Origin of the sequence: Microvirga sp. 2MCAF35, from assembly GCF_052115545.1 — a bacterium.
Classification (GTDB): Bacteria; Pseudomonadota; Alphaproteobacteria; order Rhizobiales; family Beijerinckiaceae; genus Microvirga.
The window spans coordinates 23,634-46,992 of sequence record NZ_JBFRGW010000023.1 but is presented as its reverse complement, the minus strand read 5'-3'; the positions used below and the strand labels follow the sequence as shown (position 1 = coordinate 46,992).

The following is a 23,359-nucleotide window of genomic DNA, read 5'->3' as shown; positions in this document are numbered from 1 at the left end:
GAACCATGGCACATCGCCACGGAGAGTGCGGTCGCTATCAGGGCCGCCAGGGAGAAGGACGAACAATCCCTCGAGACCCGCCACAGGCTGATGGCGGGAACGGTGTCGTGAAGCGAAGGCGATAAGGTCGCCCCGCGTCATCCAGAACAGGATCGATTGCGCACCTCTTCGAAGCCGTCAGACGGAGCAGGTTGAGCAAGGTCAAGGACGCGTCTCGGAGATTACATAAAATTTCACGAGGTACTCGCGCCACTCTGCCATTCGATCCGGCGCGCTGCTCCTCCAGTCCAATGGACCGGACTCATAAGGAGAAACCGCCATGAAGACATCCCTTCTCGCCGCCGCCCTGATCGGCATCGCCGGACCTGCTCTGGCCCAGGCCACGGCTCCTGCGCCACATCAGACGCCTTCTACCCAGTCCGGAGAGCAATCGTCCATGACTCGGATGCCGATGGACCAGATGATGGGCCGGGGCATGATGCAGAGCCGGCGGATGATGCCCTATGGTATGATGGGCCGGTTCTCGCCCGAGGACATGAGCGCCTTCATCGATGCCCACATTGCCGCGATCCACGCCGGCCTGAAGTTTTCGGCCGACCAGGAGAAGCTTTGGCCTCCCGTCGAAACCGCGATCCGGAACCTTGCCACTCTTCACGCCGGCCATATGCAGGCCATGAGCCAGGCGCGGGAAACGATGGCAAGCGACCCGGTCGGATGGGTCCGCGCGATGGCTGACCGGATGAGTCAGGGCGGGGACGCGATGCGCAAGCTCGCGGATGCCGCATCGCCGCTCTACGCTACGCTCGACGAGGGCCAGAAGCGCCGGCTGCAAGTGCTCGTGCACATGGGAGGCAGGCCCATGATGGGACCAGGGATGATGGGGCAGGGAATGATGGGTCCCGGCAGCGCCATGATGCCCGGCGGATCCGACGATGACGACGACAGCGGCGGCGACACTCAGGACAATCGCTGACGTTCTGGTCCGTCCGGATTCGATGCAATGAGGTGCTCGGCTGTTGGCTCCTCCGCCTGACGATGCGATCCCAGAAGGGATTTAGAGCACTCACGACGCCGCGCCAGCATCGCGACGGTCGGGTGGAGAATCACGCAGCGAGACCAGGCGAAGACGGCATCCTCGATCATGGCGATAAAAGATGTTAGCGCGCTACGAGGGCATACGCCTGCTCCGAAGCCTCCCTGCGGGCTCGTCCGGATTCGTGAACAAGTAGGCCTGCTACGAACCCTGCGACCTCTATGACACTCGACGCGAATAGGGTACCCCCCTATATGATCTGTGTCGTCATCATACAGGGGCCGCATGTCCCACACGGTCAAGGAAAAGACGAAGCTTCTCGCTCGGGTCCGCCGGATCAAGGGCCAGGTCGAGGCCGTCGAGCGGGCACTCGAGGCCGAACTCGGCTGCGCCGACGTGCTGATGCTGGTCGCCTCCGTGCGCGGGGCCGTGAACGGCCTGACCGTCGAGCTGATGGAGGACCACATCCGCAACCACGTAGTCGACCCGGCGCATGAGCGGGATCCGGAGCGCGCCAAGGGCGCGGCCGAACTCATCGACGTGGTCCGCACCTATCTGAAGTGATCCGATCCCTGGCGGCTGGGAGGACGATTGCAGCCGCAAGACATTGCTGGAACACCGATGCCCGATATTGCTCAACTTCTTCAGTCCGGCGGCAATGGCTGGCTGTACCTGCCGTTTGCCGTCCTGCTCGGCGCCCTGCACGGGCTGGAGCCCGGCCACTCCAAGACCATGATGGCCGCCTACATCGTGGCGATCCGCGGCACCATCGGACAGGCCGTCCTTCTCGGCGTCTGCGCCGCCCTCTCCCACTCGCTCGTGGTCTGGGTCATGGCCATGCTCGGCCTGTCGCTCGGACGTGACATTCTGAACTCGCACTTCGAGGCTTGGCTGCTGATCGCGTCGGGCATCATCATCATCGGCATCGCCGCCTGGATGGTCTGGCGCACGGGCCGGAGCATAGGTTGGTTCCGGCAACATCGTCATGGCCATCACTATGATCATCACCATGACGAGGTCAGGACCATCGACACCGGACACGGTATCGTGGAGCTGTCGATCCTCGAGGACGGCGTGCCGCCGCGCTGGCGCTTGCGTACCGTGAGCGGAAGCGCGTGGAGCGCCGAAGATGTGCTGGTCGAGACCGATCGTGGTGACGGCTCGGGCGAGCGCTTCACCTTCGTCGAGCGGGACGGCCATCTCGAATCCGCTGGAGAAATCCCTGAGCCTCATGCATTCACGGTCCGTGTGCGGCTGTCGCACGGCAACCATGCCCATTTCTACACGGTCACCTTCGCCGAACACGAGCATGGGCATCATCACCATGCCGAGAATGACGAGGACGCGCATGAGAGTGAGCACGCCGAGCAGATCGCACGCCAGCTCGCAGCCAACGGCGGCAACGTCACCACGGGTCAGATCGCGCTCTTCGGCATCACGGGCGGTCTGATCCCCTGCCCGGCTTCGATCACCGTGCTGCTGATCTGCCTTCAGCTCGGCCAGTTCACGCTAGGAGCCGCGACGGTCGCGGCTTTCAGCCTGGGGCTTGCGATCACCATGGTGTCCATCGGCGTCGCCGCCGCCTGGGGTGTGCGGCACGCGTCGAAGCGCATCAACCTGTCGGATCGCCTGCTCCGGCGCCTGCCGCTGGCCTCGGCCGGTCTCGTGGGGATCCTCGGCGCGATCATGCTGGTGCAGGGCTTCATTGATCTTGCCGCCCCTGCCACTGCGTTGTCCTAAGCAATGACAGACGGCTAGCTGCGATCGGAATCCTCAGGGCTCCAGCAAGGCCTGATGAATGGGCTGATGGCCGGGCAAGACAGATCAAGACGCAGCGATCAACGCAGCGCCGTCGCGAGCGATCACCTTCCCGGCCTTCATCACCATCTTGCGCGGGCGACGGCTGACGACGGCCTCGGCTAAGGTTTCGCCGTCAAGCAGAACCAGATCCGCCCTGCAGCCGGGCTCCAGCCCATAACCGTCAAGACCCATCATTCGCGCGCCGCCGTAGGTGCAGGTGTCGAGAGCCAGCGCGACCTCATCGTCGCGACGCAGGTTGTTGCGCAACCCGACGAGGACAGCCCGCTCCAGCATGTCCGGATTGTTGTAAGGCCCCCAGGTGTCGCGCACCCCATCGGAGCCGGCTGCGACAACGATGCCCGCCTCCATCAGCCGCTTGACGGCAGGCGCCGGCCTCGAGGCAGGCGCCGTCGTCAGGATGTGGATCTGCGCTTGAGCCAGCGCATCGATCAGTGCTGCCACATAATCCTGATCGGTCATGCCGAGGCAGAACGCATGGCTGATCGTGACCTTGCCCTGCAGGCCCAGGGCCTTCGTGCGCTCGATGATGAGCTCCATGGAGAACGCACCCAGCTCCGCCGGTTCATGGAGATGAATATCGACCGGAACGGCATAGCGTTCAGCGAGGCCGAAGACCACATCGAGATTCCCCTTCGGGTCGCGATCGATCCCGCTAGGGTCGAGCCCGCCGACAACCTGGGCGCCAAGCTGAAGCGCCTTTTCCATGAGTTCGACGGTGCCGGGCCGGACGAGCATGCCGCTCTGCGGGAACGCGACGAGTTCGATGTCGACAAGGTCCCGATAGCGTTCGCGGGTTTCGAGAACGCCCTCGATGCCCGCCACGCCGACCTCCGTATCCACGTCCACGTGGGTCCGGATATGCGTCGTGCCGAGGGAGGCTGCGAGCACGGCCTGCCGGGCGGACTGACGGGCGGGATCGATGCCCAGAACGCGCCGCTGCATCCGCTCGTTGTCGATCTTGTCGGTGAGGCGCGGCCCGACCTCGTTGCGATACCAGCCCATGCCGAGGAGCGTCTTGTCCATATGCGTATGGGCCTCGACGAGCCCGGGGATCAGGATGGCCCCGCCGCCATCCAGGGTCTCCGCGCCCTCCGGAACATCCTCGCCATAGCCTGCGATCCGTCCGTCGCGGATCGTCACCGAGGTCGTCTCTCCTCCCATCGGGCGTACATTGCGGATCACCAGGCTATGCATCAGCATCCTCGCTTCTCAGGACTCATCCAGGGCAACACAGTCGGGAAGCATTGCCATTCCATGATATTTGTATACAATCATGCATACAGAACGCCAGCAAAAATCCGCCCTTCCTGAGCGATCAGTTTTGTGGAACATAGTTCGTCCCCTGAGTTCCCTTGCATAACCCAATGAACACCCCCGTCAGAAATCCCAAATCAGCCGCCGGCACCCGAGGCGATTCCGTTTACGCCGGACTTCGCCGTGCAATCATCGAGCAGGCGCTGATGCCCGGGGACAAGCTGACCGAGGATGTCATCGGCGAGCGGTTCGGCGTCAGCCGGACGATCGTCCGGACCGTTCTCGCGCGTCTCCATGCCGAGGGCCTCGTCGACATGCAGCCGAACAAGGGCGCCACCATCGCGCAGCCGAGCCTGTCGGAAGCGCAGGACGTTTTCGAGACGCGCATGTGCCTTGAACGCCAAGTCCTTGTCCGTCTTGCTGAAAAGATCACTGGCGACGACATCGAACGCCTTCAGCGCCATGTGAATCTGGAGGCAAAAGCCAACGCGCACGATGGACCAGCCGCCATTCGTCTGGCGGGAGAATTCCATATTCTGCTGGCTTCCCTCTCCGGCAACAAGGTCCTTGCACGGTATGTCGACGAGATGGTTTCGCGCTGCTCGTTGATCCTGGCGCTCTACAGCCGGCCACACTCCTCGGATTGCTCAGTCCATGAGCATCAGCAGATCATCGATGCTCTCCAGTCCCGGAACAGCCAAGCCGCCATCGACGCCATGGACCACCATCTCAAGGCGGTGACGGATCGGGCGCTCCTGTCCTCCAACTCCGACAAGCAGCGGGACATCCGGTCCATCCTCGACCGCTACGCTTCCTGACAGCAGGATCTGACGCGCTCCAACCGATCCATCAATCCCGGAGCGACCTTCGGAAGCGGACGGTCCTGCCTGCGGCTGCGTAATTTCTCGCACCTGAATGACGAAAATTCAGTCAGTCGCGGAATTGACGGCCTATTTTTTGTATGCAATTTTTTTCTCCATTGTATCCAATAAAGAATCCATTCCAGAGGATCTGTGGAGGTCAAACATGAAAGTCAGACTTGCGACCGGCCTGGCCGTCGCCGTCGGCGCCCTGATGGGCATGCCGGCAGAGGCCAAGACCCTGAGGTGGGCCTCGCCCACGGACATCACGACGCTCGATCCCTATGCGCATACGGAGAGCTTCACCACGAGCATGCTGCACCACGTCTTCGACCCTCTGGTACGCCGCGGTCGAAATCTGGAGCTCGAGCCTGCACTGGCCGTGAGCTGGAAGACGGTGAAGCCCGATACCTGGCGTTTCGAGCTGCGCCGAAACGTGAAATTCCACAATGGCAATCCGTTCACCGCTGACGATGTGGTCGCCTCCATCACCCGCATCCTCGATCCCGGCGCCCGGGCTCGCGGCAACCTCGCGACCGTGGTCAGAGCGGAGAAGGTCGACGACTTCACGGTCGACATCGTCACGCAAGGGCCCTACCCGCTTCTCCTCAACGACCTCGCCGGGATCTACATCCTCGACAAGGAATGGATGGAGGCCAACGGAGCCCTGAAACCGGGCAACATCGCGACCGGCGTCACGACCGCAGCTTCGACCACTGCCATCGGCACCGGCCCCTTCAAGGTGGAATCGTACAAGCCGGATGCGGGGACGACCTTCGTGGTGAACCCGGACTGGTGGGACAAGCCCCAGCACAATCTCACCCGTATCGAATTCAAGCCGGTGAAGTCGGACGCGACCCGCGTCGCCGCCCTGCTGTCGGGCGAGCTGGATCTGATCGCGCCCGCGCCTCTCCAGGACCTCCAGCGGATTTCCTCCTCTCAAGGCTTTAAGGTCATCGAGGAGCCGTCCCTGCGCCTGATCATGCTGTCGCTCAATCTTCGCCCCGAGCTGAAGGCGATGCCCGGCCAGAAGAACCCTCTGCTCGACGTCAAGGTGCGCCAGGCCATGTGGCATGCCATCGACATGGAGACGATCAAGAAGCGCGTGATGCGCGACAAGTCTCGCAATACCGGCACGCTCGTCGCACCGCCCGTTCCGGGCTACGCGAAGGAGAACGATGCGCCGCTGGCTTTCGATCCGAACAAGGCCAAGCAGCTCTTGACGGAGGCCGGTTATCCGAACGGCTTCAAGACCAAGCTGAATTGCCCGAACGACCGCTACATCAACGACGAGCAGACCTGCGTGGCCATCGCTTCCATGTGGGCGAAGGTCGGTATCCAGGCGGACCTCCAGACCGAATCCCGCGCGACCTACTTCCCGCGCCAGGATCGCGGCGAATTCGATGTGTCCATGGTGGGCTGGGCAACCCTCCCGCCCATGGACGGCTTCAGCGTTCTCTCCTCCCTGCTCACCGAGCAGAAGGACGGTTACGGCGGCTCTAACGCGGGCACCTACAGCAATCCGAAGATCGAGGAATTGACCCGCAAGGCTGCCGTCGAGCTCGACGAGACCAAGCGCCGCGCCATGCTGGCGGAAGCGCTCAAGGTCGCACGGGACACCGTCGCCTATATCCCGCTCCACCAGCAGCCTGTGGCCTGGGCCGTCCGCGACGGCGTCGACGTTCCGCAGTTTCCGGACGAGTACGTCCGCCTGTGGTTCGCGACCGTCAAGTAAACCCGCAGCAGGAGACGGGCGGCTCGCCTGATCTGGGCGGGCCGTCGAGGAAACACCCATGTTCAACGTCCTCATCTCCCGACTGGGCCAAGCCGCCCTCGTGATGCTCGTCGTATCGGCGGTGTCGTTCGTGATGTTCCGCTATGTCGGCGATCCCGTTGCGACCATGTCGCGTGAGAATGCCTCCGTGGAGGAGAAGGCCGACCTCCGGCGCTCGCTCGGCCTCGACCAGCCGCTGGTCGTTCAATACGGCCGCTTCCTGAGCCGCACCCTGACGGGCGACCTGGGCATCAGCTACCGCAACCAGCGCCCGGTCACGGAGCTCATCGCCGAACGGCTTCCCGCCACGCTGGAACTCGTGATCGTCGCAACGATCCTGTCGCTGGCGCTGGGCATTCCGCTCGGCGTGCTTTGCGCGCTCAAGCCTCACGGCATCGCCGCGCGACTGGTTCAGGCGCTCTCGCTTGTCGGCATATCGACCCCCACCTTCGTGACCGGAATCGTGCTCATTCTGGTCTTCGCCGTGTCTCTCGGCTGGCTGCCCTCATTCGGGCGCGGCCAGGTCGTGGATCTTGGATGGTGGTCGACAGGATTCCTGACGATCAGCGGCCTGAAGTCCCTGCTCCTTCCCGGCATCACGCTCGCCCTCTACCAGCTCACCCTCATCATGCGTCTGGTTCGGGCGGAGATGATCGACGTTCTGTCCAGCGACTACATCCGGTTTGCGAAAGCCCGCGGATTGCCGGCGCGATACATCCACTTCCGGCTCGCTCTGCGAAACGCCCTGATGCCCGTCATCACGGTCACGGGCCTTCAGATCGGCTCGCTCATCGCCTTCGCCATCGTGACGGAAACCGTCTTCCAATGGCCGGGCATGGGCCTCCTCTTCATCCAGGCCGTGAGCTTCGTCGATATTCCCGTCATGGCCGCCTACCTGCTCTTCGTCGGCCTGCTCTTCGTCCTCATCAATACCGTCGTCGATATTCTCTACGCGGTGGTCGATCCCCGCCTGCGCGCGAGGTCCACATGAAAACTCTCGCCTCCACTCCTGGCCTGTTCGTCCGACTGGGCGCTCCGGTATCGGTGATCATCGCCGCCATCCTCGCCCTGGTCCTCGTCGCTTGCGCATTGCTCGCCTCGTGGATCGCGCCCTACGATCCAACCGACCTTGCCTCGTTCGAACTGATCAATGCCGAGTTGCCACCCGCTTTCACAGCCGATGGCGATCCGAACTTTCTTCTCGGAACGGACAATCAGGGCCGCGACCTGCTTTCCGCCATGCTCTACGGTGCACGCGTGTCCATCGCCATCGGCGGCGGCGCGGTCCTGCTCGCAGCAACCCTCGGCGTCACGCTGGGTCTTCTCGCCGGCTATTTCGGCGGCAGGGTCGATGCCCTGATCATGCGGGTCGCCGACGTGATCCTCAGTTTCCCCACGATCCTGCTCGCGCTTCTGGTCAGCGGCATCGCACGGGCGCTTTTCCCCGGAGCGGCAACGGCCCAATGGGCGCCCCTCATCCTGATCTGCGCCATCGCCATCCATGAATGGGTGCAATATGCCCGGACTGTGCGGGCCGCCACCATGGTCGAGACGGCGAAGGATTATGTCCGCGCCGCCAAGGTGATCGGCCTGCCACCGCGACGGATCATGCTGCGGCACATCCTGCCGAACGTGATGAGCCCGGTCCTGGTCATCTCCACGATCAATCTTGCAGCCGCCGTGCTCACCGAGGCGACCCTGTCCTTCCTCGGGGTCGGCATGCCTCCCACCTACCCCTCGCTCGGCACGCTCATCCGCATCGGCAACGAGTTCGTGTTCTCGGGCATATGGTGGATCGCCCTCTTCCCGGCGCTTGCCCTCGTGATCCTCGTCCTTTCCGTCAACATCGTCGGCGACTGGCTTCGTGATCGCTTCAATCCCAAGCTGAGGGTGAAACGATGACCGTGCAATCCACACCCGTTCTCGCCATCGATGATCTACGCGTCGAATATCCCCTCGCCAACGGGAGCGTCTTCACCGCCGTCGAAAACGCCTCTCTCGTGATCCACCCAGGCGAGATCCATGCCCTCGTGGGCGAATCCGGCGCCGGCAAGACGACCATCGGCAACACCGTGATGGGGCTTCTCGAGAAGCCTGGTCGCATCGCGGCCGGCAACATCCATATCGATGGCAAGCGGTTCGATGCCGTCAGAGGCTCGGCGGAGGGCATCGTTCTCGGTCGCGATGTCGGTGCGGTGTTTCAGGATCCGATGACGAGCCTGAACCCGCTCTTCACCATCGAGAGCCAGCTTACGGAAGCGATGCGCTTTCACCTCAGGCTCGGCAAGACGGCCGCCCGAGCCCGTGCGCTGGAACTGCTCGAAGCCGTCGGAATTCCCGAGCCGCGTCGACGTCTCAAGGCCTATCCCCATCAATTGTCCGGGGGCCAGCGCCAGCGTGTCGTGATTGCGGCCGCCCTGTCCTGCAATCCCAAGCTCGTGGTGGCCGACGAGCCGACGACGGCGCTCGACGTGTCGGTTCAGGCACAAATCCTCAAGCTGCTGCGCGATTTGGCGGACAGTCGCGGGATCGGCATCCTGCTCGTCACCCACAACATGGGTGTCGTCGCCCAGATCGCCGATCGCGTCACGATCATGCATCGAGGCAAGGTCGTGGAAACGGGGAAGACGGAAGAGGTTCTGCGCCGCCCCAAAGCCGCTTATGCGAAGGCATTGATCGGAGCGGTCCCTCGGATCGATCAGCGACTCGACCGTTTCCCGGTTCTGGGCGATGAGGGCAAGGGACGTGCGGAGCAGGCGCGTGCCGAACTGCGCGCGAAGGCCGACCGCTCGGACGTGCCTTCCGAAGATGCGCCCATCCTGTCCGTCGAAAACCTGTGTGTCGACTACACCACGGGCGGTTGGCTTCCCGGCTCGAAAGGCCATCGCTTCCGCGCTGTCGATGACGTCTCCTTCTCGGTGCGCAGCGGCGAGGTCTTCGGGCTCGTGGGAGAATCCGGCTGCGGCAAGACAACCATCGCCAATGTCGTCTCAGGCCTTGTGCGTCCCACCTCGGGCCGCGTGCTCTATCGCGGCCGGAGCATTGCCGGCGAAGGTGCAACCCGCCGGGTCGGGCCGCTTCGGCAGGCGATCCAGATGATCTTTCAGGATCCCTATTCATCGCTGAACAGCCGCATGCGCATCGGCTCGATCCTGACCGAGCCGATCCTCTTCTATCGCCTCGCCGATACCCGTGCCAAGGCGGAGAGCGATGTGGAGCGGCTGATCGAGGCTGTCGGCCTCGATGCGGAGGCAGCTCAACGCTTCCCCCATGCGTTCTCCGGAGGCCAGAGACAACGCCTCTCCATCGCTCGGGCGCTCGGTGCCAGACCGAGGCTCATCGTCTGCGACGAGCCGACATCCTCTCTCGACGTTTCGGTCCAAGCCCAGATCCTGAACCTGCTGAAGGATCTGCGTGACGCAACCGGCCTGACCCTCCTTCTGATCAGCCACGACCTCGCAGTGGTGCGCCAGATGTGCGACCGGGTGGCGGTCATGCGTCATGGCAAGCTCCTCGAGCAGGCCGACTCGGAGACCCTCTTCGATGCGCCACAGCATGCCTATACGCAGGAGCTGCTGTCGCTCGTACCGACCCTCGACCGTATCCGCGGCGAAACCAAAGCCGCCTGACCGACCGGAGTTCATTTCATGGCCGACATCATCATCACCAACGGCATCGTCGTCACGATGGACCCCGATCGTCGGATCATCGAGAACGGCGCCGTCGCCATCGACAAGGACCGGATCGTCGCAGTCGGAACAACCGAGGAAGTCCTGGCGGCTCATCAGGCGCCCACGATGATCGACGCGAGCCGTAAAATCGTCATGCCCGGACTTATCGACGGACACGCCCATGCTGGCCACGGTCTGATCAAAACCATGGGCGGCGGCGACAGCAACGCGTGGTACGAGGCCTGCCACAAGGCCTATACGGTCGCCTCGACACCTGAATTCTGGCGCGCCGAGGCGCGCCTTGCAGCACTGGAGCGTTTGCGTTTCGGCGTAACCACGGGCGTTTCCCTGCTGGGTGGTGGCGATACGATCCTTCGCACCGACGAACCCATCTACGGTGATGCTCATTGTGAGGGCGTGCGAGAGGTGGGCACCCGGTCCGTCGTCGCCGTCGGCCCGACCCGCCCGCCCCATCCGCGTACCTATGCGCGCATCGTCGACGGGAAAGCCGTCGAGCGCCCCGTGAGCTTCGAGGAGCAGTTCGAAACCTGCAAGACGCTCATCGACACTTGGCATGGCAAGCACGGCGGGCGCCTCAACATCGCTCTCATCACGCCGACCTTGCGCGCCGAGCATCTCGCGGAGCTCGGGGCGGACAATCTCGAGGAGGCGAAGCGCCAAGCCCGCATGACGGCGGCTCTCGCCCGCGAATCCGGCCTTGTCTTCACGCAGGATGGGCACACGAAGGGCAGCGTCGCCTATGCCAAGGAGCTCGGGATCCTGGGGCCGAACGCTTTGCTCTCGCACTCGACCGACCTCACCGAGGATGAAATCCGGATCGTGGCCGACACGGGAACCAGCATCGCCCACAATCCGAGCGCCATCGCGTCGATTCTCGGACGGTGTCCGGTGCCCGAATTGCTGGAGGCTGGAGCCAATGTCTGCCTCGGCTCGGACGCCACGGCCCCCGACCGTTCCGGCGACATGTTCCGGCACATGCAGCAATGCATGCACTACCACCGGACCTACTTCAAGGACCCCACCTGGCTGCCGCCGGGCCGCGTGCTGGAGATGTGCACCATCGACGGCGCCAAGGCGCTCGGAATGGAAAAAGATATCGGGTCGCTCGAGGTCGGCAAGAAGGCAGACGTGGTGCTCGTCGATCTGCGCCGCCCGCACCTCTATCCTCATAACATGCCGGTTTTCCGGCTCATCTACTTCGCCAACGGCAATGACGTGGATACGGTGATCGTCGATGGCCGCATCGCCCTGCAGGATCGCAAAGCCTTGTTCGTCGACGAAGATGAAGTGCTCGACGACGCACAGCGCGAGACTGACGCGATGCTCGATCGCACGGGTTTCCGGACCATGCTCGAGACGCCGAAGATGTTCTGGCGCCACGTGAGAGCAACCGATCAGATCGAGGCTTGATGGATTGCGGGCGGCGGGATCGAACCCGCCGCTCCCGACCGTCACGACAAACCGTACCGGCCGCTTCCATGCGGCTGGAAGGATAGAACATGCTGACTGTACGCGACCGGGAGACACATAAGGCGCAAGCGGCACTCGGCAGCACGCGGACCAGATCCCTCCCCGTTGGCTTCATCATAGCCTGCGTCGTGGTCGCCGCCCTCAACCTGCGGCCCGCCCTCACCTCGACCGCGACCATGGTAACGGAGATCCAGACGAACCTCGATCTCAGCCGCGCGTGGATCGGCGTTTTGACCACGATGCCGGTGCTCTGCTTCGGCGCATTCGGGCCGCTGGCTCCCTTCCTGTCCGCCATGCTCGGCCTCGAACGCGCCATCGCGGTTCTTCTCCTGAGCCTCGCGGCGGGACTGGCTCTGCGCGTGTTCCCGAACGGTTTCGCCTTGTTCGGCGGCACTCTCGTCGCGGGAGCAGCCATCGGCATGGCGGGCGTGCTCCTGCCAGTCGTGATCCGTCGTCGCTTTCCCGCGCAGCTCGGCCCGATGACCGGATTCTACACGATGATCCTGAGCGTCGGCGGGGCGAGCGCCGCAGGGCTGACCCCCATTCTCGAAGGAGCATGGCGCTCCTGGACCCTGGCGCTGGCGAGCTGGAGCGCCCTCGCCTTTACGGGCGGCATCATGTGGGCCGCCTTCGCGTCAGCCGAGCAGTCTTCCGCCGGCACCGCTCGCCTGCCGCGCTTCTCGCTTCTGTTGCGTGACCGCCTGGCCTGGTCGGTCACGGCCTTCATGGGCCTTCAGGCCGGGCTGGCCTTCATCGTGCTTGGCTGGCTGCCGACGCTGCTGCGCGATCGAGGGCTCGATGTGTTCGACGCAGGCGTCGTCACCTCCATTTCGATCCTGTCGCAGACCGCGACCGCATTGCTGGTGCCGTCGCTCGCGACGCGACGGGTATCGCCGCGACTTCTGATCCTGCTGGTTCTCATGGCCACCTGCACGGGATTTCTCGGCCTGCTCTATGCGCCGCTCACCTCGCGTGTCCTGTGGGCGCTCGTTCTCGGCCTCGGCCAAGGGGGATTGTTCGGACTGGCGCTTCTTTTTGTTTCGCTACGCTCGCCGACCGCAGAGATCACGGCAATGCTGTCGGGAATGTCGCAGAGCATCGGCTATCTCGGTGCATCCCTATGCCCGTTTGCCGTAAGCATGCTGCGCGGCGGCGAAGACCCCTTCCGTGGGCCGGCAATCATGGTGGTGCTGATCACGGCGGGCTGCATCTGGTCCGGCCTCCAGGCGGCGGCACCCGCTTACGTTCTTCCCCATCTCAAACAGAGTTGACCAAGTCTCTCCCGTGAGTTGTTGGCGGGCGCAGCATCACCGGAGGCCTCTCAGACCGCCTCCGGCAACTTGTCGATCAGCTTGTCCAGCGTGAGCGGATAATCGCGTACCCGAATGCCGGTGGCGTTATACACCGCATTCGCGACCGCCGCACCGACGCCGCAGATACCGAGCTCCGCCACGCCCTTGGCTTTCATCGGCGACGACATCGGGTCGACCTCATCGAGGAAGACGACTTCCTGATGTGGGATATCGGCATGGACCGGAACTTCGTAGCCGGCGAGGTCGTGATTGACGAAGAAGCCGCGTTTCGTGTCGACCGCGAGCTTTTCCATCAGCGCCGCGCCGACTCCCATCGTCATGGCCCCGATCACCTGACTCCGGGCCGACTTGGGATTCAGGATGCGTCCCGCCGCGCATACCGCGAGCATGCGCCGGACCCGAATCTCTGCGGTCGCTGCATCGACGCCGACCTCGACAAAGTGGCCGGCAAAAGTCGATTGCTGCTGCTTCTTGGCCAAGTCCCCGTACTCGATCAGGTCCTCGGCGACGAGTTCGCCTCCGCTCGCAGCGTCAGAAAGAGGGACGCTCCGGTTGCCGGAGCGAACCTCGCCATCCTGGAACACCGCTTCGGCGGAGTTGAAGCCGAGCCTTGTGGCCACGGCCTCGCGCAGCTTCACGCAGGCGGCATAAACCCCGGCCGTGGAATTGTTGGCGCCCCATTGCCCACCGGACCCGGCCGATGCCGGAAACGTGGAGTCGCCCAGCCGGACATTCACCATCTCCAGTGGGACGCCCATCATCTCGGCGGCCGTCTGGGCGAGGATGGTGTAGGAGCCCGTCCCGATATCCGTCATATCGGTTTCGACCGTTACCACGCCGCGTCCATCGAGGCGAACGCGAGCCGCCGACTTGGTCAGGAGGTTGTTGCGGAACCCGACCGCCATGCCGTATCCCACGAGCCAGCGGCCGTCCCGCATCTGGCCCGGCTCTTGCGGACGCTTATCCCAGCCGAAACGCTCGGCGCCTTGCCGCAGGCACCCGACCAGATCGCGATGCGAGAAGCGGCGTTCCGGCTTCTCGGGATCGACCTGGGTATCGTTGATGATGCGGAACTCGACAGGATCGAGACCGAGCTTCTCGGCCATCTCATCCATGGCGACTTCAAGCGCCAGCATGCCCGGGGCCTCGCCGGGCGCGCGCATGGCATTCCCTTCTGGAAGATCGAGATGCGCAAGACGCAGGGCCGTCAGCCGGTTCGCCCCCGCATACAGCAATCTCGTCTGGTCGACCGCCGTCTCAGGCTTGCCGTCAGTGAGGTTGCCCGAAGTACTCTCGTGCGCGATCGCCGTGATCCTGCCGTCAGGGTTTGCGCCGATACGGATGCGTTGGATCGTCGCCGGTCGATGGGTGGTGTTGTTGGCAATCAGCGGTCGGGTCAGCGCCAGTTTGACGGGCCTCCCTGCGGCTTTGGCTCCCAGAGCCGCCAGCACCGCATCGGCACGGATGAAGAGCTTTCCCCCGAAGCCGCCGCCGACATAAGGCGCATCGAGGCGCACATTCGCGGCCGGAATGCCGAGGATCTTGGCGATGCTGCCCTTGCCCCAGGCGATCATCTGGTTCGAGGTCCAGAGGGTGAGCTTGTCTCCGTCCCATGACGCAATCGTGGCATGGGGCTCCATCATGGCGTGGCTCTCGTCGGCCGTCTTATAACTCTCATCGAGCTTGACCGGCGCCGTGGCGAAAGCCTCCTCGAAATCACCGACCCGGGCTTCGCGTGGCGCCCCGCTGCCCTCGTCGCTGTCGCTTGAGACCGGCTCTGCATGCGGCGCTTCGGCCGCGAGGTCGTACTTGCCGGGCTCCCGCTGATAATCGACCCGGATCAGGTGCGCCGCCGCGCGGGCCTGCTCAAAGGTTTCCGCCACGACGACCGCGATTGCCTGATGATAGTGCTGGATGACCGGCCCGCCGAACAGGTAGGCGGCATTCATTCGACCTCTTCCCAACCGAGGCGTGTCGAGGGTCGTGACGATGGTCAGCACGCCCGGGGCTCTTTGAGCTTCGCTCAGATGCATGGCCGCGATGCGACCCTTGGCAATCGCAGAGCCGAGCACGAAGCCGTAGGCCTGGTTCGGCACCGCGTCGTGGCGCTCGTAGGCATAAGGAGCCGTACCCGTGGTCTTGTACTTGCCGTCGATACGGTCGGTCGGGCGGCCGACGACCCTGAGTTGATCGATGGGATTTTGACCGGCAGGAGTGTCGAACTTCATGGCTCAGGCCCTTGCCTCTGTCAGTACTGCCGCGAGGGTGCGCTCGACGAGCGGACGTTTGAAGGCGTTGTCGGGGGTCGGCTTTGCTCCGGCAAGGAGCACGGCTGCCGTGGCTTTTGCGCCGCGGGACAGTTCCGCGTCCGCTGCTTCGATCCGCCAAGGCTTGTGCGCGACGCCGCCAAGGGCCACGCGCCCGGTCCCGTCCTGCTGCACGATGGCCGCGACTGAGACGAGCGCGAAGGCGTAGGACGCTCGGTCTCGGATCTTGCGATAGATCTGCTTGCCGCCGATCGGGGGCGGCAAGGTGACAGTCGTGATGAGTTCGCCAGGCTCGAGTACGGTTTCGATATGAGGTGTGTCGCCGGGAAGACGATGGAACTCGGCGATTGGAATTGCCCGCGTCGCGCCGTCGGCATTGACCGTCTCGATTGTTGCATCGAGCGCACGCATGGCAACCGCCATGTCGGACGGGTTGGTCGCGATGCAGGCTTCGCTCACACCGACGATGCCAAGTTGCCTGCTGATTCCATCCAATGCCGAGCAGCCGGATCCCGGTTCGCGTTTGTTGCAGGGATGCGCCGTGTCGTAGAAATAGGGGCAGCGGGTGCGCTGCAGCAGGTTGCCCGCTGTTGTCGCCCGGTTGCGCAGCTGTCCGGAGGCGCCGGCGAGAAGCGCCCGCGACAGGACCCCATAATCACGCCGGATCCGCTCGTCGGCTGCGAGATCCGTGTTGCGCACGAGGGCCCCAATGCGCAGACCACCCTCGGGCGTGGGCTCGATCCGGTCGAGCGCGAGACCGTTGATGTCGACGAGATGGGCAGGGGTCTCGATCTGAAGCTTCATCAGGTCGAGCAGGTTCGTCCCGCCCGCAATGAACTTGGCGCCAGGCTGGCGCGCGACCGCAGCGGCGGCCTGCGCCGGTGATTCGACGCGCTCGTAGGTGAAGGCCTTCATCCTTGCCTCTCCGCGACTTCGGTAATGGCTTCGACGATGTTGGAATAAGCACCGCAGCGGCAGATGTTGCCGCTCATGCGCTCGCGCAGCTCGGTCTCGGTCAGATGAACAGGTGCGAGGAGATCGGCCGTGACGTGGCTCGGGATACCGGCCTTGATCTCCTCCAGCATGGCGACGCTCGAGCAGATCTGGCCTGACGTGCAGTAACCGCATTGATAGCCATCGTGCTTGATGAACGCTGCCTGCATCGGATGGAGATCGTCGGGTTGGCCCAATCCCTCGATTGTGGTGACCTCACCGCCCTCGTGCATGACGGCAAGCGTCAGGCAGGAATTGATCCGCCGCCCATCTACGATCACCGTGCAGGCGCCGCACTGGCCGTGGTCGCAGCCCTTCTTGGTACCGGTCAGGCGAAGGTTCTCGCGAAGCAGGTCGAGCAGAGTTGTCCGAGTATCGACGGTCAGCGTGTGAGGCTGACCGTTCACCCTGAGGGAGACCCGAAATTCGACGGGCGTCTCAGCGGATTCCGGTCGCGCCCTCGCGGAGGCCGGAATAGCCGCGCACGCGCCGGCGCCGACCATCAGATCGCGCCGGTTCAGATTCAGGTCGTCCGAACCCACCATTTTCGATCTCCAATCTGTCGAGGATTTGCTGAAATTGGGAATGACTCGCCCACACCCACGATGCCCCGCGCATCTCGCCGAACGCCTCCAGCGCCCGATCGGTTCCGGTCAGCCGTGCTGAGACTTTCAACATTCCATCGTGGGATATGATTGATGAGGCTCGGAAGAACCTATCAGCGGAGGGAGCGGATTCCTAGGTTGAACATTGTTCTGCTCAAGCTGAACGGCGGCACTCTCACGCGATGCCGAGATAGGCCGCCTTGATCTGAGGATCGGCGAGCAGCGTGGAACCGGCACCGCTGTAAGCCACCTTTCCGGTCTCCAGCACATAGCCGCGATCCGCTATCGCCAAGGCCGCGCTGGCGTTCTGCTCGACGAGGAGCACCGTGATGCCGTCTTTCTTCAGGGACACAATGGCATCCAGAATCTGGTCGACGAGGAGCGGCGACAGACCAAGTGACGGCTCGTCCAGCAGCAGAAGCTTCGGGCGCCCCATGAGGGCGCGGCCGATGGCGAGCATTTGCTGCTGACCGCCCGACAATCCGCCCGCCAGAAGGTGCCGCTTCTCGGCCAGAACCGGGAACATGCTGAAGATGCGGTCCCGATCCTGATCGATTGCCTTGTCGCGCCGCCTGTAGGCTCCCAGCCGCAGGTTGTCCTCGACGGTCAGAGGCCCGAAGACCTGCCGGCCTTCCGGCGATTGCGTCATGCCCAGCTCCACCCTCTTGTGAGGTTGCAGCCGGTCGATGCGTTGGCCGTTGAAGCGGATCTCGCCGCCGGTGATCGGCTGAACGCCCGAGAGCGCGCGAAGCAGCGTCGTCTTGCCTGCGCCGTTCGAGCCGACCAGCGCGACGATCTCGCCGGCTTGAACATCGAGATCGATGCCCTTGAGCACCTCGATCCGGCCATAGGCGCTGCGCAGGTTTCTCACCTCAAGCACGGGCCGCCTCCCGTGCGCCGTGCCGTCCCAGATAAGCCTCAAGGACCCTTGGATCATCGCGCACCTCCCGGGGTGTTCCCTCGGCGAGCGGCCGTCCGCGCTCGAGCACGAGGATCCTGTCGGAGATCTTCATCACGAGCTTCATGTCGTGCTCGACAAGGACGACGGCGACGCCCCGGTCGGCGACCTGCTTGATCAGGTGGTCGATCTCCTCCGTCTCCACGGCGTTGCAGCCGGCGGCGGGTTCGTCGAGAAGAAGCACGCGTGGTTCGGCCGCGAGAGCACGGGCAATCTCGAGCCGCTTGCAGGCCCCGTAAGGCAAGGACCCTGCGGGAACATCGGCAGCGTCCTTCAAGCCCACCTCAGCGAGAAGATCGAGCGCCGCCGCCCGGGTTTCGCGGTTCTGGCGCGTGACGGAGGGCGTTCTGAACAGGGCCGGCAAGAGGCTGCACTTCTCCCGCAGATGGCGACCCACCATCACGTTCTCGCAGGCCGTCATGCGCTGGAAGATCTGCAGGTTCTGGAAGGTGCGGGAAAGCCCACGCGCGGCAAGCTTGTGAGGAGGAAGCCCCGTCACGTCCTCGCCGGCCAGCTGGATCGATCCGCGGCTGGCGACATAGACACCGGACACGATATTGAAGAGCGTCGTCTTGCCGGCCCCGTTGGGTCCGATGATCGACAGGATCTGCCCGGGGCTGACCGAGAAGCTCACGCCGTCCACGGCCGTCACGCCGCCGAAGGAGATGCCGATATCCGTGGCTTGCAGGATCGTCATGAGCGAGCCCTCCGGATCAGCAGGCTCGAGAGGCTCGGCACGATCCCGTTGCGCATGAAGATCATCGCCACGATGATGATGAGACCCAGAAGGAGATGCTCGTATTCCTGGAAGATCGTTAGGGCCTGCGGGAGCGTGATGAGCACCGCGGCACCGACGATGCTTCCAATAACGGATCCAAGGCCGCCCAGCACGACGATGGTGACGAGTTCGACCGAGTGCAGGAACCCGGCCTGATCCGGATTGATGAAGCCGTTCATGAAGGCAAGGGCGGACCCTGCCAGCGAAGCATAGATTGCGGCGATCACGAAGGCTTGCAGCTTGAAGCGCGCTACGTCGACACCCACCACCTGCGCGGCCACCTCGCTGTCATGCAGCGCGCGAAAGGCCCGTCCGGTCGGCGTCTCGTCGAGATTGAGCGCGATCCAGGTTCCGACGAGCAGGAGGCCGCCGGTGACCCAGTACCATGTGTAGGAGCCGCTCACCCGCCAGCCGAACAGCGTCAGTCGCTCGACCGACATGCCGTCCGGTCCGCCGGTCCAGCGGCTTTCGGTCGTAATGACGAGAGCCACGAGGACGCCGAGGCCTAGGGTCGCGATGGCGAGATAGTGTCCTTTCAGCCGCAGGATCGGGCGCCCGACCAGATAAGCGAGGATGCCTGAGAGAACCGCACCGACGAGCAGCGCGGCCCAGGGCGGAATCCCGAGATGTGTCGGTCCGATCGCTACCGCATAGGCACCGATGCCGAAGAAGGCCGCATGACCCAGGCTGACCTGACCGGCCTGCCCCATCAGGATGTTGAGGCCGATGGCGGCGAGCGCCGAGACCCAGACGAGCGAGGCCACCCGGAAATAATAACTCGACGGAAAGACGAGCGGCAGCGCGGCAATCACCGCCGCCAGCACGATGAGCGTAATGAAGCGCTGGTTCAGGAGTGCCCGCATGTCTACACCCTCTCCAGGACCCGGCGCCCGAACAGACCCTGGGGAGCCGCGAACAGGACGATGAGAATGACGACGAACGCGAAGGCATCCTTGTAGATCGAGCTGATATAGCCGGCGCCGAACGCCTCCAGCAGGCCAAGCAGGAGGCCGCCCACGACGGCGCCAACCGGATTGCCCATGCCGCCCAGCATGGCGGCAGCGAAACCTTTCAGGGCGAGCAGCGTGCCGACGTCGTAGCTCGTCAGCGTGATCGGCGTCACGAGGATGCCGGCAATGGCCCCGATGGCGGCGGAACCACCGAAGGCGAGCGCCATGATCGTGGTCGTGTTGATTCCGACGAGACGCGCCGCGAGGCGGTTCGCAGCCGTTGCCAGCACGGCTTTGCCCGTGATCGTATGTTCGAGAAAGACATAGAGCGCGAGCACGACGACCGCCGTTCCGCCCAGCACCCAAAAGCTCTGCGGCTGGACGGCCGCGCCCATCACATCAACCGGGGTATCGCCCGTGAAGGCGGGAAGCTTATGAAACTGCTTGTCGAAGACGATGGCCGCGAGTCCGCGCAGCAGGATCGACGCCCCGATGGTGATGATGATGAGGGTGACGGCCGATGCGCCGCGGGCCGGCTCGATGGCGAAACGGTGCAGCAGGAGCCCGATTGCGACGGCCACGCAGATGGCAAGGAGAGCCGCCAGCGGCAGGGGGACGCCGGCCGCCGATACGAACACCGTCACCATGCCGCCGAGCATGACGAATTCGCCCTGAGCAAAATTCACTACGCCCGATGCATTATAGATCAGGGTGAAGCCGAGTGCGACCAGCGCATAGACGGCGCCCACCGTCAGACCGGACATGAGAAACTGGAAGAACTCGGCCATGATGCTGTCCTGCGACCTTCAGGGTACGAAACGGGAAGCTGATCGTCAGCCTCCCGATCGGTGGTGTCGAGGGATCAGCTTCCCGAGGCGATCAGGTTCCAGTCGCCGCCCTTGATCTCGAGCATGCGGAAAGCCGAGAGATCGAGCCCGAGATGGTCGGTGGGTGACATGTTCACGATGCCGCCGGTGCCGACGAAGCCCTTGGTCTTCTCGATCTCGTCGCGGATCTTCTTGGGGTCGGTCGAGTTCGCGCGCTTCATGGCCTCGACCAGGATGAAGAGGCCGTCATAGGCGTGACCGCCGAAGGTCGAGACCGGCTGCTTGGTCGCGCCTTCGTAGGCCTGCTTGTATTCCGTCACGACCTTCTTCTGCGGATCGCTCTCCGGCAGCTTGTCGCCGACGAGGAGGGCTGCGGCCGGCAGGCGAACGCCTTCCGCGGCAGCGCCGGCCAGGTCGATGAAGCTCTTCGAGGCCACGCCGTGGCTCTGATAGAACGGGATGTTGTTCATGCCGAGCTGGGCGTAGTTGCGCGTCACGATGGCAGGCCCCTGGCCAAAGCCGGGATTGACCACCGCCTGCAGGCCGGCCGTGTTCTTGATCTTCGTAAGCTGGGCGGTCATGTCGCTGTCGCGAGGACCATAATTCTCGTCGCTGATGATCTGCATGCCGTAATTCGGCGCGACCTTGACGCATTGCGCGCGCATGGAAGCCCCGAACCCGTCCGTGCCCGAGATCAGGCCTATCTTGGTGAGATTGCGTTTCTTCAGATCCTCGAAGATCTTCTCGCACGCCATCTTGTCCGTGTGCGGCGTCTTGAAGACGAACTTGCGCACCGGATCGATCACCTCGATGGCGCCGGCAAGCGAGATGAACGGCACCTGTGCCTCTTCGAAGACCGGGATCATCGCCATGGTAGAGCCGGTGGTCGTTCCGCCGACCATGGCGATCACCTCGTCATCCTCGATCAGGCGCGTCGCGAAGGTGCGCGCCTTGTTGGCATCGCCGCCGTCGTCGTAGATCACGAGCTCGATCTTCTTGCCGGCAACGCCGCCCGCCGCATTGATCTTGTCGACGTAGAGCTTCAGCGTCTTGTCTTCCGGCTCGCCAAGGAAGGACGACGGCCCGGTGACCGAAAGCACCGATCCAATCTTGACGGTGTTCTGCGCGAGCGCGCCTTGCGAGAAGCCGAAAGCCATGACGCTGGCGGCCAGGAGTGATTTGAGAGCGGTTTTCGAGTTCATCTGTTTCCTCCGGGTTCGTTGTCGTTTTCTGTTGTTATTGTTGCGCAATGGCTCAGGCTGCCAGGAGCCCGCGAATCATTGCGGAAAGGAAGCGATCAGGAACCCGCAAAGCCGGCGTCGCTTTGCATGCGGATCCTGTCGACCGCCAGAGCAGCCATCCCGTTTATCGCCCTGAAGGACCGAGTGTTGGCTGATTGACGCTGTTTGTTCCATCAATATAATTGACCGGACGGTTGGTCAATAGTAAACAAGTCGCAAGCCCACCCGCTTGCCATCAGCGAAAATTCGAGAGGCCATGGTGGAGAACGACCTCATCGTCACAGAGCGCCACGAGGGCTATCGCGTCCTCGTCCTCAACAGGCCTGAGCGCCTGAACTCCTTCAACGAGGCGATGCATGCGGCCCTGATGTCCGCCCTGCTCGATGCCGAAGCGGACGAGAACTGCCGTGCCTTCATCCTCACGGGCGCCGGACGCGGGTTTTGTGCCGGGCAGGATCTGTCGGATCGGGTCTTCAGTCCCGGACAGGTTCCGGATCTCTCCTCCACCCTGGAGCGCCTCTACAATCCGCTCGTGCGCAAGCTCCGCGCGCTGCAGATGCCCGTCATCTGCGCGGTGAACGGCGTTGCCGCGGGAGCCGGCGCCAATATCGCGCTCGCCTGCGACATCGTCCTGGCGGCGCGCTCGGCCAAGTTCATCCAGGCTTTCTCCAAGCTCGGCCTCGTGCCCGATTCAGGAGGCACCTGGTTCCTGCCGCGCCTCATCGGACCGGCGCGGGCGCGGGCTCTCGCGCTTCTCGCCGAGCCGGTTCCGGCGGAACAGGCGGAAGCCTGGGGCATGATCTGGAAGGCGGTCGACGATGCCGCCCTGATGGACGAGGCGCATCGCCTGGCCGCTCACTTCGCCGTTCAGCCGACCATCGGCCTCGGGCTGATCAAGCAGGCGCTCGATGCTTCCGAGACCAACGATCTCGACCGGCAACTCGATCTCGAACGTGACCTGCAGGGACGGGCCGGCCGCACGCCGGATTACATCGAAGGCGTCACGGCGTTCTTCGAGAAGCGCCAGCCGAAATTCACCGGGAGAGCGTGATGGATGCGCGAACAAACCAATCGGACGATGCGTCTCACGCAATCGCAGCGGCCTGCGCCGAAGCCATGTGGGCGGAGGATCAGGCAAGCCGGGGTCTCGGCATAGTGATCGAGCGTGTGTCGCCCGGCGAGGCCGTGCTCTCCATGACGATCCGCCCCGACATGACGAACGGCCACGGCATCTGCCACGGCGGCTTCATCTTCACGCTGGCCGACTCGGCCTTCGCGTTCGCCTGCAACACCTACGACCAGCGCACGGTCGCGCAGCATTGCGCGGTAACGTTCCTGCAGCCAAGCCGGCGAGGCGACAGGCTCACGGCCCATGCGGTCGAACGCAACCGCTCGGGCCGCTCCGGGATCTATGACGTGACAGTACGTGACGGCAAAGGCGACGTCGTCGCCGAATTCCGCGGGCACTCGCGTACCATTGCCGGCACGTTGCTCGGCTCAGACACGTAAATAAGAACGAACGA

At 63.9% G+C, this 23,359-nt stretch carries 21 protein-coding genes; 12 read left to right on the top strand and 9 right to left on the bottom strand.

Going from position 1 to position 23,359, the window contains the following annotated elements; all coding sequences use genetic code 11:
* The first annotated feature begins 319 nt into the window (after nucleotides 1-319).
* The 3 genes from AB4097_RS13275 (at nucleotide 320) to AB4097_RS13265 (ending at nucleotide 2,773) form a co-directional block, all read left to right on the top strand.
* Nucleotides 320-973 (top strand): Spy/CpxP family protein refolding chaperone, encoded by a 654-nt coding sequence (locus AB4097_RS13275; protein ID WP_442040236.1) that lies wholly within the window; start codon nucleotides 320-322, stop codon nucleotides 971-973.
* A 345-nt stretch (nucleotides 974-1,318) separates the two neighbouring features.
* Nucleotides 1,319-1,597, top strand: coding sequence for a metal/formaldehyde-sensitive transcriptional repressor (locus tag AB4097_RS13270; protein ID WP_442040234.1), 279 nt, complete (start codon nucleotides 1,319-1,321; stop codon nucleotides 1,595-1,597).
* A gap of 57 nt (nucleotides 1,598-1,654) precedes the next feature.
* Nucleotides 1,655-2,773: a HoxN/HupN/NixA family nickel/cobalt transporter gene (locus tag AB4097_RS13265; protein WP_442040232.1), complete on the top strand. Its 1,119-nt coding sequence runs from the start codon at nucleotides 1,655-1,657 to the stop codon at nucleotides 2,771-2,773.
* Between the two features lie 84 nt (nucleotides 2,774-2,857).
* On the opposite strand, the gene AB4097_RS13260 is transcribed toward AB4097_RS13265, so the two are convergent.
* On the bottom strand, nucleotides 2,858-4,048 hold the full coding sequence (locus AB4097_RS13260) for an amidohydrolase family protein (protein ID WP_442040298.1): 1,191 nt from the start codon (nucleotides 4,046-4,048) through the stop codon (nucleotides 2,858-2,860).
* 170 nt (nucleotides 4,049-4,218) lie between these two features.
* On the opposite strand from AB4097_RS13260, the gene AB4097_RS13255 reads away from it, so the two are divergent.
* From AB4097_RS13255 to AB4097_RS13225, 7 genes are all read left to right on the top strand, one after another.
* Nucleotides 4,219-4,926, top strand: a complete 708-nt coding sequence (locus AB4097_RS13255) for a GntR family transcriptional regulator (RefSeq protein ID WP_442040230.1) — start codon at nucleotides 4,219-4,221, stop codon at nucleotides 4,924-4,926.
* A 208-nt stretch (nucleotides 4,927-5,134) separates the two neighbouring features.
* Nucleotides 5,135-6,703, top strand: a complete 1,569-nt coding sequence (locus AB4097_RS13250; RefSeq protein WP_442040228.1) for an ABC transporter substrate-binding protein — start codon at nucleotides 5,135-5,137, stop codon at nucleotides 6,701-6,703.
* Between the two features lie 58 nt (nucleotides 6,704-6,761).
* Entirely contained in the window at nucleotides 6,762-7,733 is a 972-nt protein-coding gene (locus tag AB4097_RS13245) for an ABC transporter permease (RefSeq protein ID WP_442040226.1), read from the top strand.
* Nucleotides 7,730-8,644, top strand: coding sequence for an ABC transporter permease (locus AB4097_RS13240; RefSeq protein ID WP_442040224.1), 915 nt, complete (start codon nucleotides 7,730-7,732; stop codon nucleotides 8,642-8,644). The genes AB4097_RS13245 and AB4097_RS13240 overlap by 4 nt, the downstream gene beginning before the upstream one ends.
* Complete coding sequence (locus AB4097_RS13235) at nucleotides 8,641-10,371, top strand: dipeptide ABC transporter ATP-binding protein (protein WP_442040222.1); 1,731 nt, start codon at nucleotides 8,641-8,643, stop codon at nucleotides 10,369-10,371. The genes AB4097_RS13240 and AB4097_RS13235 overlap by 4 nt, the downstream gene beginning before the upstream one ends.
* Before the next feature lie 18 nt (nucleotides 10,372-10,389).
* Nucleotides 10,390-11,844, top strand: coding sequence for an amidohydrolase family protein (locus tag AB4097_RS13230; RefSeq protein WP_442040220.1), 1,455 nt, complete (start codon nucleotides 10,390-10,392; stop codon nucleotides 11,842-11,844).
* A gap of 89 nt (nucleotides 11,845-11,933) precedes the next feature.
* Nucleotides 11,934-13,175, top strand: coding sequence for an MFS transporter (locus tag AB4097_RS13225; RefSeq protein WP_442040218.1), 1,242 nt, complete (start codon nucleotides 11,934-11,936; stop codon nucleotides 13,173-13,175).
* A gap of 50 nt (nucleotides 13,176-13,225) precedes the next feature.
* Here AB4097_RS13225 and paoC read toward each other — a convergent pair whose 3' ends face one another.
* The 8 genes from paoC to AB4097_RS13185 all read right to left on the bottom strand — a co-directional run bounded on the left by paoC (nucleotide 13,226) and on the right by AB4097_RS13185 (nucleotide 21,797).
* Nucleotides 13,226-15,445 carry an aldehyde oxidoreductase molybdenum-binding subunit PaoC gene (gene paoC, locus AB4097_RS13220; RefSeq protein ID WP_442040216.1) on the bottom strand — a complete coding sequence of 740 codons (2,220 nt, stop codon included), beginning with the start codon at nucleotides 15,443-15,445 and terminating at the stop codon, nucleotides 13,226-13,228.
* Nucleotides 15,446-15,448: 3 nt separating this feature from the next.
* Nucleotides 15,449-16,399 (bottom strand): FAD binding domain-containing protein, encoded by a 951-nt coding sequence (locus AB4097_RS13215; RefSeq protein WP_442040214.1) that lies wholly within the window; start codon nucleotides 16,397-16,399, stop codon nucleotides 15,449-15,451.
* On the bottom strand, nucleotides 16,396-17,022 hold the full coding sequence (gene paoA, locus AB4097_RS13210; RefSeq protein ID WP_442040212.1) for an aldehyde dehydrogenase iron-sulfur subunit PaoA: 627 nt from the start codon (nucleotides 17,020-17,022) through the stop codon (nucleotides 16,396-16,398). Before paoA ends, AB4097_RS13215 begins: the two co-directional genes overlap by 4 nt.
* A gap of 235 nt (nucleotides 17,023-17,257) precedes the next feature.
* Entirely contained in the window at nucleotides 17,258-17,962 is a 705-nt protein-coding gene (locus tag AB4097_RS13205; RefSeq protein ID WP_442040210.1) for an ABC transporter ATP-binding protein, read from the bottom strand.
* Nucleotides 17,955-18,737 carry an ABC transporter ATP-binding protein gene (locus AB4097_RS13200; protein ID WP_442040208.1) on the bottom strand — a complete coding sequence of 261 codons (783 nt, stop codon included), beginning with the start codon at nucleotides 18,735-18,737 and terminating at the stop codon, nucleotides 17,955-17,957. The genes AB4097_RS13205 and AB4097_RS13200 overlap by 8 nt, the downstream gene beginning before the upstream one ends.
* Entirely contained in the window at nucleotides 18,734-19,681 is a 948-nt protein-coding gene (locus AB4097_RS13195) for a branched-chain amino acid ABC transporter permease (protein WP_442040206.1), read from the bottom strand. Before AB4097_RS13195 ends, AB4097_RS13200 begins: the two co-directional genes overlap by 4 nt.
* 2 nt (nucleotides 19,682-19,683) lie before the next feature.
* A complete protein-coding gene (locus AB4097_RS13190; RefSeq protein ID WP_442040204.1) occupies nucleotides 19,684-20,556 on the bottom strand; it encodes a branched-chain amino acid ABC transporter permease in 873 nt (290 codons plus the stop codon).
* 74 nt (nucleotides 20,557-20,630) lie between these two features.
* Complete coding sequence (locus tag AB4097_RS13185; RefSeq protein ID WP_442040202.1) at nucleotides 20,631-21,797, bottom strand: ABC transporter substrate-binding protein; 1,167 nt, start codon at nucleotides 21,795-21,797, stop codon at nucleotides 20,631-20,633.
* A gap of 295 nt (nucleotides 21,798-22,092) precedes the next feature.
* Here AB4097_RS13185 and paaG point away from each other — a divergent pair, with 295 nt between their 5' ends.
* Nucleotides 22,093-22,887 carry a 2-(1,2-epoxy-1,2-dihydrophenyl)acetyl-CoA isomerase PaaG gene (gene paaG, locus AB4097_RS13180; RefSeq protein WP_442040200.1) on the top strand — a complete coding sequence of 265 codons (795 nt, stop codon included), beginning with the start codon at nucleotides 22,093-22,095 and terminating at the stop codon, nucleotides 22,885-22,887.
* Nucleotides 22,887-23,345: a hydroxyphenylacetyl-CoA thioesterase PaaI gene (gene paaI / locus AB4097_RS13175; RefSeq protein WP_442040198.1), complete on the top strand. Its 459-nt coding sequence runs from the start codon at nucleotides 22,887-22,889 to the stop codon at nucleotides 23,343-23,345. The genes paaG and paaI overlap by 1 nt, the downstream gene beginning before the upstream one ends.
* Nucleotides 23,346-23,359 lie beyond the last annotated feature (14 nt).